Source organism: Mesorhizobium sp. B2-3-2, from assembly GCF_006442295.1.
Classification (GTDB): Bacteria; Pseudomonadota; Alphaproteobacteria; order Rhizobiales; family Rhizobiaceae; genus Mesorhizobium.
The window spans coordinates 869,437-887,193 of record NZ_VFWA01000001.1 but is presented as its reverse complement, the minus strand read 5'-3'; the positions used below and the strand labels follow the sequence as shown (position 1 = coordinate 887,193).

General features: G+C 63.4%; 16 protein-coding genes. 9 read left to right on the top strand and 7 right to left on the bottom strand.

Annotated features, from left to right (window positions below; all coding sequences use genetic code 11):
• Positions 1–521 precede the first annotated feature (521 nt).
• From FJ964_RS04355 to FJ964_RS04335, 5 genes are all read left to right on the top strand, one after another.
• Positions 522–1,550 carry an amino acid ABC transporter substrate-binding protein gene (locus FJ964_RS04355; RefSeq protein WP_140549226.1) on the top strand — a complete coding sequence of 343 codons (1,029 nt, stop codon included), beginning with the start codon at positions 522–524 and terminating at the stop codon, positions 1,548–1,550.
• Positions 1,551–1,615: 65 nt separating this feature from the next.
• Positions 1,616–2,803: an amino acid ABC transporter permease gene (locus FJ964_RS04350; RefSeq protein WP_140549225.1), complete on the top strand. Its 1,188-nt coding sequence runs from the start codon at positions 1,616–1,618 to the stop codon at positions 2,801–2,803.
• Between the two features lie 4 nt (positions 2,804–2,807).
• Complete coding sequence (locus tag FJ964_RS04345; protein WP_140549224.1) at positions 2,808–3,965, top strand: amino acid ABC transporter permease; 1,158 nt, start codon at positions 2,808–2,810, stop codon at positions 3,963–3,965.
• A 15-nt stretch (positions 3,966–3,980) separates the two neighbouring features.
• Positions 3,981–4,784 (top strand): amino acid ABC transporter ATP-binding protein, encoded by an 804-nt coding sequence (locus tag FJ964_RS04340; protein ID WP_140549223.1) that lies wholly within the window; start codon positions 3,981–3,983, stop codon positions 4,782–4,784.
• A 114-nt stretch (positions 4,785–4,898) separates the two neighbouring features.
• The gene (locus FJ964_RS04335) at positions 4,899–5,558 is read left to right on the top strand and encodes a TIGR02117 family protein (protein ID WP_140549222.1); all 660 of its coding nucleotides are present in this window, start codon (positions 4,899–4,901) and stop codon (positions 5,556–5,558) included.
• Positions 5,559–5,646: 88 nt separating this feature from the next.
• Here the strand turns inward: FJ964_RS04335 and FJ964_RS04330 are convergent, their stop codons facing one another.
• The gene (locus tag FJ964_RS04330; RefSeq protein WP_140549221.1) at positions 5,647–6,885 is read right to left on the bottom strand and encodes an FAD-dependent monooxygenase; all 1,239 of its coding nucleotides are present in this window, start codon (positions 6,883–6,885) and stop codon (positions 5,647–5,649) included.
• Positions 6,886–6,903: 18 nt separating this feature from the next.
• Positions 6,904–7,149, bottom strand: a complete 246-nt coding sequence (locus tag FJ964_RS04325; protein ID WP_140494310.1) for a zinc-finger domain-containing protein — start codon at positions 7,147–7,149, stop codon at positions 6,904–6,906.
• A 200-nt stretch (positions 7,150–7,349) separates the two neighbouring features.
• Between FJ964_RS04325 and FJ964_RS04320 the strand changes: the two genes are divergently transcribed.
• Together FJ964_RS04320 and ppx are read left to right on the top strand one after the other, a co-directional pair.
• Complete coding sequence (locus tag FJ964_RS04320; protein WP_140494308.1) at positions 7,350–9,542, top strand: RNA degradosome polyphosphate kinase; 2,193 nt, start codon at positions 7,350–7,352, stop codon at positions 9,540–9,542.
• Positions 9,542–11,077, top strand: a complete 1,536-nt coding sequence (ppx, locus tag FJ964_RS04315) for an exopolyphosphatase (RefSeq protein WP_140549220.1) — start codon at positions 9,542–9,544, stop codon at positions 11,075–11,077. The genes FJ964_RS04320 and ppx overlap by 1 nt, the downstream gene beginning before the upstream one ends.
• 4 nt (positions 11,078–11,081) lie before the next feature.
• On the opposite strand, the gene FJ964_RS04310 is transcribed toward ppx, so the two are convergent.
• The 5 genes from FJ964_RS04310 to FJ964_RS04290 form a co-directional block, all read right to left on the bottom strand.
• Positions 11,082–11,486, bottom strand: a complete 405-nt coding sequence (locus tag FJ964_RS04310) for a DoxX family protein (RefSeq protein ID WP_140549219.1) — start codon at positions 11,484–11,486, stop codon at positions 11,082–11,084.
• A gap of 164 nt (positions 11,487–11,650) precedes the next feature.
• Positions 11,651–12,073, bottom strand: coding sequence for a DoxX family protein (locus tag FJ964_RS04305; RefSeq protein ID WP_140549218.1), 423 nt, complete (start codon positions 12,071–12,073; stop codon positions 11,651–11,653).
• Positions 12,074–12,252: 179 nt separating this feature from the next.
• On the bottom strand, positions 12,253–13,650 hold the full coding sequence (gene fumC, locus FJ964_RS04300; RefSeq protein ID WP_140549217.1) for a class II fumarate hydratase: 1,398 nt from the start codon (positions 13,648–13,650) through the stop codon (positions 12,253–12,255).
• Positions 13,651–13,792: 142 nt separating this feature from the next.
• Positions 13,793–14,566 carry an SDR family oxidoreductase gene (locus FJ964_RS04295; RefSeq protein ID WP_140549216.1) on the bottom strand — a complete coding sequence of 258 codons (774 nt, stop codon included), beginning with the start codon at positions 14,564–14,566 and terminating at the stop codon, positions 13,793–13,795.
• A 221-nt stretch (positions 14,567–14,787) separates the two neighbouring features.
• Positions 14,788–15,576, bottom strand: coding sequence for an NIPSNAP family protein (locus FJ964_RS04290; RefSeq protein WP_140549215.1), 789 nt, complete (start codon positions 15,574–15,576; stop codon positions 14,788–14,790).
• A gap of 118 nt (positions 15,577–15,694) precedes the next feature.
• Here FJ964_RS04290 and FJ964_RS04285 point away from each other — a divergent pair, with 118 nt between their 5' ends.
• Both FJ964_RS04285 and FJ964_RS04280 read left to right on the top strand, forming a co-directional pair.
• Positions 15,695–16,360, top strand: coding sequence for a TetR/AcrR family transcriptional regulator (locus FJ964_RS04285; protein ID WP_140549214.1), 666 nt, complete (start codon positions 15,695–15,697; stop codon positions 16,358–16,360).
• Positions 16,361–16,471: 111 nt separating this feature from the next.
• Complete coding sequence (locus FJ964_RS04280) at positions 16,472–17,605, top strand: metallophosphoesterase (RefSeq protein WP_140549213.1); 1,134 nt, start codon at positions 16,472–16,474, stop codon at positions 17,603–17,605.
• Positions 17,606–17,757: the final 152 nt, after the last annotated feature.

Sequence of the window (17,757 nt, the reverse complement as noted above, 5' to 3'; positions counted from 1 at the left end):
CGCCAGGAGCCGGACTTCGAATGTGCCAATTGCCGAGCTGCCACAGGCCGACTGCAAGCGGCAATGCCACGGCCAGAAAGCCTGCCGACGGCAGCGGCATGCGTCTCCTGATAGCGCAAAGCGCACCTCACCATAAGCCAGATCCAGCCAGAGGGCGCAGACATCGGCACGCAACCGGCCGGCGGAGCACAGTAACGCAGAGTAATCCCGGCGGATGGATTTTTGCCGACATAGCGCAGCCTGGCGTTGGGCGAGCTTCGCCGGCTTTATTCGCCCTTGTGACTAAATTGCGGGCGCGTTTGTCTGCGATTCAGGCAATTGCGGCAAACGATTTTCAAACCCATCTGAATTCGGTCATTTTCCTTGACCTCACAGGAATTATCGCCTTCGATGCTGTTCGTGAATGGGAGGCGGCGCGTCGACTGCGATGCGGGGTTCCGGAAATGGGCTGGAACGGAAAGCTGCGTTCACGCGGGAAAAAAGATCAGGTTTACCTGAAAACAGAAAAGGGTCTGTGGGTCATGAAACACATTGCAATCGGCATCCTTGGGGCCGCCGCGCTTGGAGCCGTGGCTTCAACGGCTTCAGCCACCACGCTCGACACGGTCAAGCAGAAGGGCTTCATCCAGTGCGGCGTCTCGACAGGCCTGGCCGGCTTCTCGGCGCCGGACGACAAGGGTGACTGGCAAGGCATCGATGCCGATTTCTGCCGCGCCGTGGCGGCAGCCGTCTTTGGTGACGGCTCCAAGGTCAAGTTCACGCCGCTCAGCGCCAAGGAGCGCTTCACCGCACTGCAGTCGGGCGAGATCGACATCCTGTCGCGCAACACCACCTGGACCATAAACCGCGACACGGCGCTTGGCCTGAACTTCATCGGCACCACCTACTATGACGGCCAGGGTTTCATGATCAACGCCAAGAAGCTGCCGGGCGTCAATTCGGCGCTTCAGCTGTCCGGCGCCGCCGTCTGCGTGCAGAGCGGCACCACCACCGAGCTCAACCTCGCCGATTACTTCAAGGCGAACAAGATGGAGTACAATCCGGTCGTTTTCGAGAAGCTCGAAGAGGTCAACGCGGCCTATGATGCCGGCCGCTGCGACGTCTACACCACCGACCAGTCGGGCCTTTACGGCATCCGCCTGACGCTGGGTTCGCCGGCCGATCACGTCGTGCTGCCGGAGATCATCTCCAAGGAGCCGCTCGGACCGGCGGTGCGCCAGGGCGACGACCAGTGGTACCATATCGTCAAGTGGACCTATTTCGCGCTGCTCGACGCCGAGGAACTCGGCATCACCAAGGCCAATGTCGACGAGATGAAGAACTCGGCCAGCCCTGAGATCAAGCGCGTGCTCGGTCAGGAAGCCGACACCAAGATCGGCACCGATCTCGGCGTCTCCAACGACTGGGTCGTCAACATCGTCAAGGCGGTCGGCAATTACGGCGAAATGTTCGACCGCAATGTCGGCTCGGGCAGCCCGCTGAAGATCGCCCGCGGCATCAACGCGCTGTGGACCAAGGGCGGCCTGCAATACGCTCCGCCGATCCGCTGATCGAAATGTGATCCGGAAGGCAGAACCATCTGCCTTCCGGTTTCTCTTTCACAGGGGACGGTGATATGGCATCGCAGGAAATCCTTCGCGAGGACACAAGTCGCGGCTCCTTTATCAACGACCCGAAAGTCCGCAGCCTCTTCTTCCAGACACTGGTCGTCGTCGTCCTGTTCGGCTCGGTCTGGTGGATCGTGCAGAACGTCATCGACAATCTGCAGCGTCTTCACATCGCCTCCGGTTTCGGCTTCCTGAGGGGCCGCGCCGGATTCGACATCTCGGACACGCCGATCGCCTACACGTCCGATTCGACCTATGGTCGCGCCATCATTGTCGGCCTGATCAACACCATCATCGTCGCCGTGGCCGGCATCGTCACCGCGACCATCATCGGTTTCGTCATCGGCATTGGCCGGTTGTCGCAGAATTGGCTGATCCGCAAGATCTGCACGGTCTATGTCGAGATCTTCCGCAACATCCCGCCGCTGCTGGTCATCTTCTTCTGGTATTCGGGCGTGCTGGCCGTGCTGCCGCCGCCGCGCGAGAGCTATAATCTTCCGTTCGGCTCTTTCCTCAACCAGCGCGGCTTCTATTTCCCGCGTGCCGTCTGGGGCGAGGGTTCCTGGCTGATCTTCGTCGCGTTCATCGTGGGCATCGCCATGGCCTGGTTCGTCGCCCGCAAGGCGCGACAGCGGCAGATGGCGACGGGTCAGCAGTTTCCCGTGTTCTGGACGTCCGTCGCGCTGATCGTCGGCCTGCCGCTGCTCGCCTACGCGCTGAGCGGGTTTCCGCTGAGCTTCGATTTTCCGAAACAGTCGACCTTCAACCTGACCGGCGGCTTCCAGGTCAAGCCGGAGTTCCTGTCGCTCTACCTCGCGCTGTCCTGCTACACAGCGGCCTTCATCGCCGAGATCGTGCGTGCCGGCATCAGGGGCGTCAGCAAGGGCCAGACCGAGGCCGCCGCCGCACTTGGCCTGCGCTCGGGATCGATCCTGCGGCTGGTCGTGGTGCCGCAGGCCATGCGCATCGTCATCCCGCCGCTGACCAGCCAGTATCTCAACCTGACCAAGAACTCCTCGCTGGCCATCGCCATCGGCTATCCGGACCTGACGGCGACCGCTGGCACGGTGCTCAACCAGACCGGCCAGGCGGTCGAGGGCGTGCTGATCATGATGATCGCCTATCTCATACTCAGCCTGGTGACCTCCGCCGTGATGAACGTGGTCAATGCCAGAATGGCGCTGGTGGAAAGGTAGGGCCATGCAGGAACACGACATGTCCTGGGTGCGCACCGAAATGGCCCTGGCGGAGCCGGCGCCGATCAGCGAGCGTGGCCTGTATGCCTGGGTCCGCAAGAACCTCGTCGGTTCGGTCGGCGACACCATCCTCACCATCCTCGGCATCATCATCGTCGCCTGGGTCCTGCCGCAGGTCATCAACTGGGCCTTCATCAATGCCCAGTGGACCGGGCCGGACCGGACCGTCTGCGCGACAGTGGCGCAGGGCGGCATCCAGCCCGACGGCTGGAGCGGTGCCTGCTGGGCCTTCGTCAACGCCAAGTTCGGCCAGTTCATGTTCGGCACCTATCCGGTCGAGGAGCGCTGGCGGCCGATCCTGGTCGCCATCCTGTTCGCGGCGCTGCTGGTGCCGATGCTGATCCCCAGCGTGCCGCGCAAGGGCCTGAACGCCATCCTGCTGTTCCTGGTGCTGCCGATCGTCGCCTTCTTCCTTCTGGTCGGCGGCGTGTTCGGCCTGCCGCATGTCGAGACCTCACGGTGGGGCGGACTGCTGATCACGCTCAGCCTGTCCTTCGTCGGCATCGCCGTGTCGCTGCCGCTGGGCACCGTGCTGGCGCTCGGCCGGCGCTCCAAGATGCCGATCGTCAAGATGTTGTGCATCATCTTCATCGAAGCCGTGCGCGGCATCCCGCTGATCACAGTGCTGTTCTTCGTCAGCGTCATGCTGCCGCTTTTCCTGCCGGCCGGCGTCACCTTCGACAAATACCTGAGAGCCCTGATCGGCGTGTCGCTGTTTGCCGCCGCCTATATGGCGGAAGTGGTGCGCGGCGGCCTGCAGGCGATCCCCAAGGGCCAATATGAGGGCGCCGATTCGCTCGGCCTCGGCTATTGGCAGAAGATGGGGCTGATCGTGCTGCCGCAGGCGCTGAAGCTGGTCATTCCCGGCATCGTCAACACGTTCATCGGCATGTTCAAGGACACCAGCCTGGTCCTCATCATCTCGATGTTCGACCTGCTCGGCGTCGTCAAGCAGAACTTCTCGGACGCCAACTGGGCGACGCCGCAGACCGCGAAATCCGGTCTCGTCTTCGCCGCCTTCGTGTTTTGGCTGTTCTGCTTCGGCATGTCGCGCTATTCAATGTATACGGAACGCCGGCTCGACACCGGTTACAAACGATAAAAAGGGGATTGGTTCATGGCCACCGAAAACGCCGTCAGCGCGGAAGAGATCAAGGTCAATGCCGCGAAGATGCACATCTCGACCACCGATGTCGCCATCGACATCATCGCCATGCACAAATGGTATGGCGAGTTCCATGTGCTGAAGGACATCAACCTCAAGGTGATGCGCGGCGAGCGCATCGTCATCTGCGGCCCGTCCGGCTCCGGAAAGTCCACCATGATCCGCTGCATCAACCGGCTCGAAGAACACCAGAAGGGCAAGATCTTCGTCGATGGCAAGGAATTGACCAACGATCTCAAGAAGATCGACGAGGTGCGCCGAGAGGTCGGCATGGTGTTCCAGCACTTCAACCTGTTCCCCCACCTGACCATCCTGGAGAACTGCACGCTGGCGCCGATCTGGGTCCGCAAGACGCCGAAGAAGCAGGCCGAGGAAATCGCCATGCATTTCCTCAAGCGCGTCAAGATCCCCGAACAGGCCAACAAGTATCCGGGCCAGCTCTCCGGCGGCCAGCAGCAGCGCGTGGCGATTGCCCGTTCGCTCTGCATGAACCCGCGCATCATGCTGTTCGATGAGCCGACCTCCGCTCTCGACCCGGAAATGATCAAGGAAGTGCTGGAGACCATGGTTAGCCTTGCCGAGGAAGGCATGACCATGCTGTGCGTCACCCACGAAATGGGCTTTGCGCGGAAAGTCGCCAACCGGGTGATCTTCATGGATCAGGGCCAGATCGTCGAGCAGAACACGCCGGCCGAGTTCTTCGACCACCCGCGCCACGAGCGCACGAAGCTGTTCCTGTCGCAGATATTGCACTGAGCGGTGCTTCATCGAAGTCGAAAGAGCCCGGCCGCGCCACGGTCGGGCTTTTCACACTTGGCCGCTCGGATCGTTTCGATTGAAACGTGATGGAATCGCAAGAACTATGCACGGATGAGAAAACGCCTTCGTTTGCTGGCCGTGCTGGTTGCCGCGGTGGTGCTGGTCGCGGCACTCGGCACGCTGGTGCCGCGACCACTCTGGCCGGCTGCCGCGGCCGGCGAGGGCGTCAGGCACATTCTGGTGCTTAGCAATCCGATCCACACCGACATCGCCATTCCCGTCGATGACGGCGTGCGCCGACGCTTTCGCTTCCTCGCCGCTGCCGGCCAGCCTTCCGATGCGCCCGAGGTGCGCTACATCGTCTTCGGCTGGGGCGGCCGCGCCTTCTACCTGGAGACGCCGACCTGGTCGCAGCTGAAGGCGATGCCCGTATTCAAGGCCCTGACGCTTGACGCTTCAGTGATGCACGTCGAGGTCGCCGGCGATATCTCCGGACCCGATGTCGCCGGCTTCGACATCCCGGAAGACCGCTTTGCCGCATTGCTCGACTTCATCGATGCGAGCTTTCAGCAAGGACCAGGCGGGCCGATCGTCATCGCCGGGGCCGCCTATTCCGATTTCGACCGCTTCTATGAGGCGAACGGCCATTTCAATGCGCTGGTCGGCTGCAACACCTGGACGGCCGCCGCCTTGCGAACCGCCGGCCTGCGCACCGGTTGGTGGAACCCGCTGCCGGTCTCGCTCGACCTGTCGATGCGGCTGTATAATTGATGATCCGGCCATCAGCCGATGTCATATGGCTGAAGAGCGCAGTTCAGAACATGGGCGCTGTCCCGCCAGCCTGTCGCGGCTGCGTTTTTCACCGCCATACAATCTTCCGCTCCTCCCATCCATAGAGCCAGTCCAGATCCGCCGCGAGCTTCTCCGCCGGCCGCGCCGCCAGGATCAGGTTGCGGGCGATCGCCACCGGGCCCGAGGCATGCCACGCAAGCCGGTTGAAAGCGCCGCGCCGGATGACCTTGGCGACGCGCGGTCGCCGCAGGTTCTCCCAGATGGTGAGGCTTTGCCCTGGGTCGGCTGGGAAGTCGGCGATCAAATTGGCAAGCGTTACCGCATCCTCGATGGCCATTGCCGCGCCCTGCGCCGCGAAGGGCGTCATGGCATGCGCCGCGTCGCCGATCAGTGCCACCCCCTCCGGCATCGTCCAGCGCCTTTGCTCCACGGTGTGGATCGGAAAGGCGGTCCATGGACCGGCTAAGGTGACGAGTCTCGCCAGCGCTGGCGACGTGCCGCGCATAGCACCGGCAAGGATGGCGGGATCGGCATGACCCGACCAGCCTTCGGCAATGCGCTTGCCCTTAGTGAAGGCGACCAGGTTGAAGGCGCTGCCCCTGCTGACGGGGTAGGCTACCATGTGGAAATCGGGATGCAGGAAGGTGGTGACGCAGTCGGCGGCGCCGAGCGCGGCAAAGGCTCGCCCTGCTTCGCTGTCCGCGCCGACCGTGGCGCGCCAGGCCAGCTCGCCGGCGAAATGGCTATTCGCGAAGCCGGCTCCGCCGCCTGGACTGGCAAACCTCCGCACTGCTGACCAAACGCCATCGGCACCGACCAGCAGAGATTCTTCGGTGTCGATGACCTTGCGGCCGCCCCCGTCTGTCATGGTGATAACGAGTGAACCGGTGGCCACGCTGCTGACCTGCGCGCCGGCGGTGAGATGGATGCCAGGCATCTGGGCAACACGCGCCATCAGCGCGTTTTGCAGGTCCGCTCGATGCGCCACGAGGTAAGGCGCACCCCAGCGCGCCTCGCCGGCTTGCCCAAGCGGCACGCGCGCCAGTTCACGCAGACTTGCGGCATCCTTCAGCACCACGGCTTCCGGCTTGACGGCATTGGGAAGAAGTGCGTCGAGTACGCCGAGCCCACGCAGGATGCGCGTGGCGTTGGGCGAAAGCTGGATGCCGGCGCCCGCCGCCTCGAGGCGCTGCGCCTGTTCGAAGATCCGTACGGGATATCCGCGCCTGGCGAAAGCCAGCGCCGCGGTCAGCCCCGCAATACCCGCCCCGGCGATGATGACTTGCCGGGACTGTGCGTCTGCCATTGGCCCGGCCGCTGGAGGTCAGGCGGCCTGGTCGATGTAGAGGCAGCCGGCCGGCAGCGTTTCCATGGCCGTCAGCTTCGGCGAATAGCGGTAGAGCGTCGAGCAGTAGGGGCAGACCTTCTCATTGTCGTCGCCCATGTCGAGAAAGACATGCGGATGGTCGAAGGGCGGGTTGGCCCCGGTGCACATGAATTCCTTGACGCCGATATCGATCGCCGGATGGCCCGCATCGTTCTGGAAATGGGGAATGGAACCGCCTGCCATCGTCGTCTCCTTTAGCGCAGTCTGCTCAGCGTTTGGATCATAACCGGCCTGTTTGCAAGTTCGATGAAATGAAACTGTCGCAAAAGCCTGTCAGAGGATAAGTTAAGCCGGTTAATCGGCTGGAGCATCGCGGCCAGGCGCAACAGCCTGGGCGCCGCCCGAAAGCGGCGAAGCAACCAGACGTGGGAAGAGCAGGAACCATGAACGAACTGAAGCCGGTCCAGAGCGAGTTCATCAATGCGGAAGCGGCAAGCCCGGAAGGCAATCCGGATCGTTTCGTCAATCGCGAGTTCTCCTGGTTGCAGTTCAACCGCCGCGTGCTCGAGGAATCGCAGAACACAAACCATCCGCTGCTGGAGAGGGTACGTTTCCTGTCGATCTCCGCAGCCAATCTCGACGAGTTCTTCATGGTGCGCGTAGCCGGTCTCGCCGGCCAGGTTCGCGAAGGCATCGTGTTGAGAAGCCCGGACGGGCGTACCCCCGAACAGCAGCTCGAACAGCTGCTGCGTGAGGTCGAACGGTTGCAGGAAGACCAGCAGAAGAGCCTTTCGGCTCTGACCGTGCTGCTCAACAAGGAAGGCATCGAGAGCATCACCCGCGACGCGCTGACCAAGGACGAGAAGGCCTGGCTGGAGGAGCACTTCCAGGATCAGGTGTTTCCTGTTCTCACGCCATTGTCGATCGACCCGGCGCACCCATTCCCGTTCATCCCCAATCTCGGCTTCTCGATGGCGCTGCAGCTTCGCCATCGCAAGAACGGCGAGGAGATGAGCGCGCTCTTGCGCCTGCCGGTGGCGCTGAAGCGCTTCATCCGCCTGCCGGACCGCAAGCACCATGTCCGCTTCATCCCGCTGGAAGAGGCGGTCGGCCTTTACATCGGCAAGTTGTTCCCGGGATACGAGGTCAAGGGCTCCGGTACGTTCCGCATCATCCGCGACAGCGATATCGAGGTCGAGGAGGAATCGGAAGATCTCGTGCGCCTGTTCGAGACCGCGCTGAAGCGCCGCCGCCGCGGCTCCGTCATTCGCATCGAGTTCGACATGCTCATGCCGGCCGAACTGCGCGAATTCGTCGCCGGCGAACTCGGCGTCTCATCGAGCCGCATCAGCGTCCTGACCGGTCCGCTGGCGCTCAGCCAGATTTCGGAGATCGTGGCCGTTGCCCGCGACGACCTCAAATTCACGCCCTACAATCCGCGTTTCCCCGAGCGCATCCGCGAGCATGGCGGCGACTGCTTCGCCGCCATCCGCGAGAAGGACATCATCGTCCACCACCCCTACGAATCCTTCGACGTCGTGGTTCAGTTCCTGCGCCAAGCGATGGCCGACCCGGAAGTGGTGGCGATCAAGCAGACGCTTTACCGCACCTCCAATGACAGCCCGATCGTGCGTGCGCTGGTCGATGCGGCCGAGGCCGGCAAGTCGGTGACGGCCCTGGTCGAGCTCAAGGCGCGCTTCGACGAGGAGGCCAACATCCGCTGGGCGCGCGACCTCGAACGCGCCGGCGTCCAGGTCGTGTTCGGCTTCCTCGAGCTCAAGACCCACGCCAAAATGTCTCTGGTGGTGCGGCGCGAGGACGGAAAGCTGCGCAACTATGTGCATCTGGGCACCGGCAACTACCATCCCGTGACCGCGCGCATCTACACCGACCTGTCCTTCTTTACTACCGATGCCACGATCGCGCGCGATGTCGCCCAACTGTTCAACTTCATCACCGGCTATGCCGAGCCGACCGCCGAAATGCGGCTGGCGATCTCGCCCTTCACGCTGAGGAACCGCATCCTGCAGCACATTTCCGATGAGGTCGCCCACGCGCTCGAGGGACGCCCGGCGCGCATCTGGATGAAGATGAACGCCCTTGTCGATCCGATCATCATCGACGCGCTCTACGACGCCAGCCGCGCCGGCGTCGAGATCGACCTCGTCGTGCGCGGCATATGCTGCCTGCGGCCGCAGGTACCGGGCCTGTCGGAAAACATCAGGGTCAAGTCGATCGTCGGCCGTTTCCTCGAGCACAGCCGCATCTATTGCTTCGGCAATGGCCATGGCTTGCCATCGGACGAGGCGGTCGTCTACATCTCCTCGGCCGACCTCATGCCGCGCAATCTTGACCGTCGCGTCGAGACCATGGTGCCGATCACCAACCCAACTGTGCATGAACAGGTGCTGGGCCAGATCATGCTCGGCAACATCATGGACAATCAGCAAAGTTTCGACGTATTGGCTGATGGAACCTCCCGGCGCGTCGTGCTCGAGGAGGGCGAGGAACCGTTCAACGCACAGGAATATTTCATGACCAATCCGAGCCTGTCGGGACGGGGTGATGCGCTGAAATCGCATGCGCCGAAGCGGATCGCGCAATTCAAGCGCCGCAAGAAGAACGCCGCCGCCTGATGCTGTCCGATTCCCAGGGCCGGCTGCAGGATCGCCGACCGCTGTCCATCATCGACATCGGCTCGAATTCGATCCGCCTTGTCGTCTATGAGGGGCTGGCGCGCTCGCCGACCATGCTGTTCAACGAAAAGATGCTGGCGGGCCTCGGCCGCGGCATCGTGTCGACGGGGAAGCTCGACCCCGAGGGCGTGACGCGGTCAATGGAGGAGTTCCGCCGCTTCCGCGCGCTCTCCGACCAGGCCGGCGCCGAGCACATGTACGTGCTGGCGACCGCGGCTGCCCGCGAGGCCGTCAACGGCCCCGATTTCATCCACCGCGCCGAAGACGTGCTCAAGACCGAGATCCGCGTGATCAGCGGCCGCGAGGAAGCCTATTATTCCGCGCTCGGCGTCATCTCCGGCTTTCATCCGGCCAACGGTATTGCGGGTGACCTCGGTGGCGGCAGCCTTGAACTGGTCGACGTCAATGGCGAAGCGATCGGCGACGGCATAACGTTACCGCTGGGCGGCCTGCGCCTGCAGGACATGGCCAAGAACTCGCTTGCTCAGGCGGCGAAAATCGTGCGCGACGAGCTGGGGCGGGCGAAGCTGCTGAAAGGCGGGCAGGGCAGGCCTTTCTATGCCGTTGGCGGCACCTGGCGAAATCTCGCCAGGCTGCACATGGAGATGACCAACTATCCGCTTGGCGTCATGCACCACTACGAGATCGGCGTCGAAAGTGCCGCCAATTTCCTGCGGCAAGTGGCGAAAGGCGAGATCGAGAAGATCAAAGGCATCGAGGGCGTTTCGAAGAACCGCCGCTCGCTCCTGCCTTACGGCGCCATCGTGCTGCAGGAAATCATGGCGGCGATGCAGCCGTCGAAGATCATCGTCTCGGCGCTCGGCGTGCGCGAAGGCTTCCTCTATTCCCTGCTCGACCAGGCTGAGCAGAAGGCCGATCCTCTGATCTCGGCATCGGAGGAACTCGCCCGGCTGCGCTCGCGCTCGGTCACCCATGCGCATGAACTCGTCGACTGGACGGCCAGCACCTTTGCCGCCTTCGGCATCGACGAGACCGAGGACGAGGCGCGCTACCGCCACGCGGCGGCATTGCTGGCCGACATCGGTTGGCGCGCGCATCCCGAATATCGCGGCAAGCAATCGCTCAATATCATAGCCCACGCCTCCTTTTTCGGCGTCGACCACCCTGGCCGCGCCTATCTGGCGATGGCCAACGCGTATAGGCACGACGGCATCTTCAACGAAGCCATCGCGCCCGAGATCAAGGCGCTGGCGACACCGCGCTATCTGGAGCGGGCGCGGGTGCTGGCGGCGTCGATGCGCGTCGTCTACCTGCTGACCGCCTCGATGCCCGGCGTCATGCCGAGGCTGAAATGGGAGCAGCGCGGCAATGGCGTGCTGGCGCTGGTCTTGCCGGCATCTCTGGCAGATCTCTACGGCGAGCGGCCTGCCGGGCGCCTGGCGCAACTGGCGCGAATCACCGGCCGCCGCCTGGTACTGGCGGTCGAAGGCGGCCCGAGCGTTTCGGTGAAGTAGGGCCTCACGCCGAACCGCGGCCGTCGATCGACCAGGCGCCGGCCCCGGCCATCGCCAGCGCCAGGAAACCGCCCGCAATGGCGATGTCCTTCATCAGCATCTGCGAATGCAGCAAGGCGAGCATCGCGTCGTCGCCGCCTTGGCCGTAATGGCCGATGAAACCAGCGACGATGCAGAAGGCGGCGAGCAGCAGCGCAACGACCCTGGTCTGGAAACCGACCAGGATAAGCAATCCGGCGATCAGCTCGAACAAGCCGGTTCCCCAGGCGGCAAGCGTCGGCAACGGCAGGCCGAGGCCGGAGAAATAGCCCGCCGTGCCGGCAATGTCGCTCAAGGCATGAAAGCCGGACGGGACAAACAATGCGGCCAGCAGCAGCCGGGAAAGCAGAAGCAGCGCGTTGCGAGGCATGTTGGTTATCCTCCATCGTCGGCGGTCGCCGGCTCTGCTCGACATCCCGATTCTAGCAGAAATTGCCGACTGGCGGAAAATTCCGGCCGGTATATCCCGACAACGAAAAGGCGGCGCGGAAAATTCCGCGCCGCCTTTTGGTTCAGCTATTTGCCAGGGTGGCTTCAGCCGCGCTTGGCGTCGATCGAATAGGCGCCGGCGCCTGAGGAGGCCAGCACGAGGAAGCCGCCGGTGATCGCCAGGTTCTTCATGAAATTGATCATCTGCATCTGGTCGGCCCAGCCGGTGTGGGCGACCAGGGCCGTGGCGAGGGTGAAGATCGCCAGCACCCAGGCGGCAATCCGGGTCTGGAAGCCGACGAGAATGGCCAGACCGCCGAGCAGTTCGATGAGGCCGACGACGAGGGCCGTCACGGTCGGCAAGGGCAGGCCGAGGCCGCCGAAATAGGCCGCGGTGCCGGAAAGGGCGCTGAGCTTGCCGAAACCGGAAAGCAGGAAAATGACCGCGAGCAGGATGCGGCCGAGCAGGATCGTGACAGAACTGTTGGACGCGGTGCCGGTGCCGGCGAAGGAAGTGTTGGTGGACATGGTGGCTCTCCGAATAGGTTGATCGCCCGTCAGATAGACCATGCCGACTGTTCACCAAAGCCGCCTGTCTGGCGACACATTGTTCACAGTACATACATTTCCGTGAACCGGTGAAAAACGGAAATTCGTGCCGGTTGATGCGGGAGCGGGAGGATATTCTCCCGCCGAAAACAATGCCTTTATCCCGGATGGGTCATATCTTCGGGCCGCACGATCCGGTCATAGTCGGCTTCGCTGACCAGCCCGGTGGCCAGCGCTTCCTCGCGCAGCGTGGTGCCGTTCTTGTGCGCGGTCTTGGCGATCTTGGCAGCGTTGTCGTAGCCGATGGTGGGCGCAAGCGCCGTCACCAGCATCAGCGAGCGGTCGAGGGCCGCCTTGATGTTGTCTTCACGCGCCTCGATGCCGACGACGCAATTGTCGGTGAAGGAGACCGAAGCGTCGGCGAGCAACTGCACCGACTGCAGGAAGTTGTAGGCCATCAGCGGGTTGTAGACGTTGAGCTCGAAATGGCCCTGGCTTCCGGCGAAGGTGAGGGCTGCATTGTTACCGAACACCTGCACGCAGACCTGGGTCATCGCTTCGCACTGCGTTGGGTTGACCTTGCCCGGCATGATCGAGGAACCCGGCTCGTTTTCCGGCAACGACAACTCGCCAAGACCCGAGCGGGGCCCTGAACCGAGGAAGCGGATGTCGTTGGCGATCTTGAACAGCGCGGCGGCAGCGGCGTTGATGGCACCATGTGAGAACACCATGGAATCATGGGCTGCCAGCGCCTCGAACTTGTTCGGGGCAGTGACGAAGGCGATGCCGGTGATGGCGGCGATGCGGTCGGCCACCCGTTCGGCGAAGCCGACGGGCGCGTTGAGGCCGGTGCCGACCGCGGTGCCGCCCTGCGCCAGTTCCTGGAGGCCGGGCAGCGTCAGCTCGATGCGTTTGATCGACGAAGCGACCTGCGCGGCGTAGCCCGAGAATTCCTGGCCCAGCGTGAGCGGGGTGGCGTCTTGCGTGTGGGTGCGGCCGATCTTGATGATATGGTTGAACTCTCTGCTCTTGGCGGCGAGCGCCTTGTGCAGGTGCTTCAACGCCGGCAACAGGTCATGCACGATGCGCTCGGCGCAGGCGATGTGCATGGCGGTCGGGTAGGTGTCGTTCGACGACTGGCTCATATTGACGTGGTCGTTCGGGTGCACCGGCTTCTTGGAGCCCATGACGCCGCCCAGCATCTCGATCGCCCGGTTGGAGATCACCTCGTTGGCGTTCATGTTGGACTGCGTACCCGAGCCGGTCTGCCAGACCACCAGCGGGAAATGGTCGTTGAGCTTGCCGTCGATGACTTCTTGGGAGGCTTCGACGATCGCCTTGCCGATCGCCGGGTCGAGCCGCTTCAGCTCCATATTGGCTTCCGCCGCCGCCCGCTTGACGATGCCGAGCGCGCGCACGACGGATGCCGGCTGCTTCTCCCAACCGATCTTGAAGTTGCCGAGCGAACGCTGCGCCTGCGCGCCCCAATAACGGTCGGCGGCGACCTCGATGGCACCGAACGTATCGGTTTCGGTTCTGGTCTTGGCAGCGCTCACGGCAAGTCTCCGGTCTGTCGATTTGGGCAACGGCGTATCGCGTTGCACAAAACGCATCAAGCGGAGATTGCGGGCGGTGAAGATGCAAATCGGTTGAAGACGGAGCCACTCTCCCCGCTCGTGGGGAGATCGGCTGGCCCGCTCACCCCGCCGTATATCCGCCATCCACCGCGAAAATCCCGCCGCTGGTCCATGCCGCCTCGTCGCTGGCGAGATAGATCGCCATGCCGGCGAGATCCTCCGGTCGGCCGATGCGGCCAAGCGGGTAGCTGCGCTCGACATAGGCCTCGAGCTCAACCTTTGCCTGCGCCGGCAGATTGTCGACGGTCCTGCGCCGCATGGCGGTGTCGACGGTGCCGGGCGCAATGGCGTTGACCCTGATGCCACGCGGACCGAGTTCGAAGGCGAGTGACTTGGTCAGCGAATTCAGTGCGCCCTTCGACAGGGAATAAAGGCTCGACGGCCGGTTGGGGATCATCTTGTTGGCGAAGTAGGAGGAGATGTTGATCACCGATGCGCCGACCGGGAGATGCGGCAACAGCCCTTGCGTGAGGAAGAACGCCGCCGCCACATTGAGCGCGAAGGATTGCTGGAATTGGTCAATGCTGACAGTCTCGAACGGCACGAGATGGGCGACACCGGCATTGTTGACGAGGATGTCGCGTGGTCGGCCGCATCCATTCACGTAGTCGACAACAGCCGCGACGCCGGTGCTGGTGGCGAGGTCGGCCGACAGCGTTTCGACGGCGCCGTTCGGATGGGAAGCCGTGAGTGTTTCGCGGGCCGCCTCGAGTTTTGCGATGTCGCGCCCGATGATCAGGACCTCGGCACCCTCGCGCAAGAAAGCGTCCGCTATGGCAAGACCGATGCCGTCCGAACCGCCGGTCACCAGCGCGCGTTTGCCGGAAAGTCTCATTGAACGCTCCAAGCCTGTTTGGTGACGAGAGCACCGCATATCGGCGGTCGAGGTCAAGCCGGCTGCCTATCCCATGATATGAACTTCGGCGGCGGCCGGCGTTGGGTCAACTGCCGGCGCTTGCATTCGCAAACTGGGCGGGGAGCCAGGGGGCATTTACGCCTCGCCTCGATGGCGGGGAGATTCGGTCGAGCTTACGCCGCTTCCGCGCGGACTGGGGATCAGCAACAAAGCCGCGAGCGCGGTGTCGCCGACAGGCGCAAGATTTCGGTCGGTCTGGTCAGGTCATGTCGGACGGCGTGCGAGAAGGCCTGCCATGCAGGTGAGGCGGCAAGCGCGGTTTCATGCAGGGCGTGCGTTTCTTCGCCATCAAAACCCATCACACTGATGAAAACATTCTCAGTCGCTCGCACCGGCAGGCGTGGAAAGCTGTTTTCCGCATGCTCCGTGACGAAAGCGGCGAGCAGCCGCGCACCGGGTGACGCCGTCATCGGCGCGACTTCGGCCCCGAAGCGGCTGGCGAACGCGGCTTCTGCGCCCGGCCGCAAATGATCAATCCGAATCACGACGATGCCTGACAGCGGCGTGCTTCTGCCTGGCTTTTCGTCGGCGGCCAAGCCCGCGCGCAAGCGCAAGGCGCCGGAGAGATCGAAGCCAGCCCCGGGCCACGCAGGTTTGAGCAGCAGCACATCGTCGGAATCGATCATCGTGGCGTTGGCGGCATTGCGGTGCGCTGCCCATACCGGACCGTCATAGAAGGCGCTCAGGGCACGTTTCCGCGCCCCCATGTCCTCGAAGCCGCGCAGCCAGACGAACATGTCGGGGCGATCGAGATCGCGGAACTGGCCGATGATGGTCATCCCGGCCTCTTCCTGGCCTTCGATCAGCTTGCCGTCGAAGAGGTCGATAAGGGTATCGCGCTTGCCGGGCTTCAGCGTGTACTGCCGCAGTTCGACGACCGGCGAGGCGAGCGCCGCCGTCTCCGAAGGGGCACTCAGGGGCAGGCTCATAAGCTCGTCTCCAAAAACAGGGTGATCATCCTGTTTATAAAACAGACCGGTTGTCCTGTTTTGTCAATGTGCTAGCTTCTTTTTCTTCCCTCCTGGAAGGAGAAGGTGGAGATTCGCGATGGCAGGGCACGCCCAGAAGCGTACCAATGATCCCGAAGGCATGCGCAACAGAGTGCTCGATGCCGCGCAGGAGTCATTCCAGACGCGCGGCTATCACGCCTCCAGTCTCGGCGACCTGATGGCGGCGGCGGGTGTCAGCGGCGGCGCATTGCATCATCATTTCCCGACCAAGAAGGCGTTGGCGCTGGCGGTGATCGAAGAGCGTGTGGCCGCGGCGGTCGAAGAGACATGGGTGGCGCCTTTGCGGGCGGCGGCTTCGGCGCGCGAGGGCGTGCGTGCAGCCTTCGAAGCCGTGGCGGCGGAGCTTGAGCGGCAAGGTTTCGTGCGCGGCTGCCCGCTCAACAACCTTGCGCATGAACTGTCGCTCGCCGATGCCGAATTGCGCACCGCCCTTGCCGGCATTTTTGCCGGCTGGCGCCAGGTGATCGCCGACAAGATCCGGGCCGATCAGCAGGCGGGCAGGGAGCAGGACACCGATCCGCAGCGTTTCGCCGCCCTGGCGGTCGCGGCCTATTCCGGCGCGATGTCGATGGCCAAGACGGCGCAGGATGCCGGCATGTTGCGCGATTGCCTGGCGGGGCTGGAGCAGAATGTCGCCCAAGCTTCGCCCGTGGCTGCAACGAGGCGGCGTCGCAGGATATTGCTGCCACCGGGAAACCTTTGATGCCGAGGACGAGAACGATCCCTACAACTCGGTTCGGTTCTGGGGGAAGGGCAGCCGTGGGCCGGGCGCCGAACTTTACTGCTGGCCGGTGTCCGTGCTGAACTTCAACCCATGATGAAGCGCTTCTCGCCAAAATCGGTATCACGACGCCGTTTTCTGGCGCGGGCCGCCGGTCTTGCCACGGCCCTTGCGCTTCCACGCCCGGCGCTCGGCCAGACCGGGCAGCGCATTCAGCCTGTAGACGCCACCTTCCTGTTCATCGCCGATGTCCATGCCTGCCGCATGGCCAGCGGCTTGAGCCCCAATTGCCAGCAGGAAGGCAAGACCGATGCTGCCTTGCTGCGCAATGTGGCGGCTCTGAACGGCATTGGCGACAAGACATGGCCCGTCGAGATCGGCGGCGTCCCGACGGGCCTGCGCTCCGCCGGCAGCCGAATCGGCACGCCGCTCGGCCTGGTCATCGGCGGCGACATGACCGACGATGGTGGCGGCCAGATCACCCAGCCGAGCGAAGGCACGCAATTGCTGCAATTCAGCCAGCGTTACCAGCAAGGCATGGGGCCTGACCGCGTGCATGTTCCAGTCTATGTCGGGCTCGGCAATCATGACCTCGACCAGAACGGCCCGCGGCATCACGTCGACTGGTACCGGCGCGAAATGCGCGACTATGTCGAAGTCAATCACCGTGCCGGCGTGTTCTTCAAGCCACCGGTTCCGGCCACCGACTACGATGTCGAGACCGACTGCTATGCGTGGGACTGGGGCGGGCTGCATCTTGTCCAGACCCACCGTTTCGCCGGCGACACCGGCCATGGCGCGGACAGCAGCCTGCCCTGGCTGAAGCAGGATCTGGCGACCTATGCGGCGGACGGCCGCCCGGTCATCCTGTTTCAGCATTATGGCTGGGATAGTTTTTCGACTGAGCGATGGGATCCCGCAAAAAAGGCTTTCGACGACGACGGCAAGGGGCCGCCGCATTGGTGGAGCGATGCGGACCGTCAGGCACTGCTTGCGGCTCTGAAGGGCTATAACGTAATTGCCGTCTTCCATGGCCATCAGCACGAGGTGCCGATGATCTATCAACGCGACGGTCTTGATCTCTTCAAGCCAAAGGCGGCCTATATGGGCGGGTTCGCACTGGCGCGGGTCACCAATGATGGCATGGACGTCGTGCTGGGCGAAGCCAGCGACGATCACGGCGAGGTCACATTCACCAACGCTTTCAGCAAACCGTTTCAGACATGAAAGCCCGCAGCCCCGGACGCTGACTGTCGCGACCCGCCGGTGGCTCGGGCGGCGGCTTTCGCCTGCCGATGACGACCGCCGTGACGTAAGGGCCGAGAGAAAACGCCCCTCGCACCTTTTATCGTGCGGGGGGCGTCTTTGCCGTCAACTTT

Coding starts and splice junctions, on each gene's coding strand:
- FJ964_RS04320 (WP_140494308.1), top strand. CDS start 7,350: ATGAACGAACTGAAGCCGGTCCAGAGCGAGTTCATCAATGCGGAAGCG.
- FJ964_RS04325 (WP_140494310.1), bottom strand. CDS start 7,149: ATGGCAGGCGGTTCCATTCCCCATTTCCAGAACGATGCGGGCCATCCG.
- FJ964_RS04355 (WP_140549226.1), top strand. CDS start 522: ATGAAACACATTGCAATCGGCATCCTTGGGGCCGCCGCGCTTGGAGCC.
- FJ964_RS04305 (WP_140549218.1), bottom strand. CDS start 12,073: ATGTCCACCAACACTTCCTTCGCCGGCACCGGCACCGCGTCCAACAGT.
- FJ964_RS04280 (WP_140549213.1), top strand. CDS start 16,472: ATGATGAAGCGCTTCTCGCCAAAATCGGTATCACGACGCCGTTTTCTG.
- FJ964_RS04340 (WP_140549223.1), top strand. CDS start 3,981: ATGGCCACCGAAAACGCCGTCAGCGCGGAAGAGATCAAGGTCAATGCC.
- FJ964_RS04345 (WP_140549224.1), top strand. CDS start 2,808: ATGCAGGAACACGACATGTCCTGGGTGCGCACCGAAATGGCCCTGGCG.
- ppx (WP_140549220.1), top strand. CDS start 9,542: ATGCTGTCCGATTCCCAGGGCCGGCTGCAGGATCGCCGACCGCTGTCC.
- FJ964_RS04350 (WP_140549225.1), top strand. CDS start 1,616: ATGGCATCGCAGGAAATCCTTCGCGAGGACACAAGTCGCGGCTCCTTT.
- FJ964_RS04295 (WP_140549216.1), bottom strand. CDS start 14,566: ATGAGACTTTCCGGCAAACGCGCGCTGGTGACCGGCGGTTCGGACGGC.
- FJ964_RS04335 (WP_140549222.1), top strand. CDS start 4,899: ATGAGAAAACGCCTTCGTTTGCTGGCCGTGCTGGTTGCCGCGGTGGTG.
- FJ964_RS04310 (WP_140549219.1), bottom strand. CDS start 11,486: ATGCCTCGCAACGCGCTGCTTCTGCTTTCCCGGCTGCTGCTGGCCGCA.
- FJ964_RS04290 (WP_140549215.1), bottom strand. CDS start 15,576: ATGAGCCTGCCCCTGAGTGCCCCTTCGGAGACGGCGGCGCTCGCCTCG.
- FJ964_RS04285 (WP_140549214.1), top strand. CDS start 15,695: ATGGCAGGGCACGCCCAGAAGCGTACCAATGATCCCGAAGGCATGCGC.
- FJ964_RS04330 (WP_140549221.1), bottom strand. CDS start 6,885: ATGGCAGACGCACAGTCCCGGCAAGTCATCATCGCCGGGGCGGGTATT.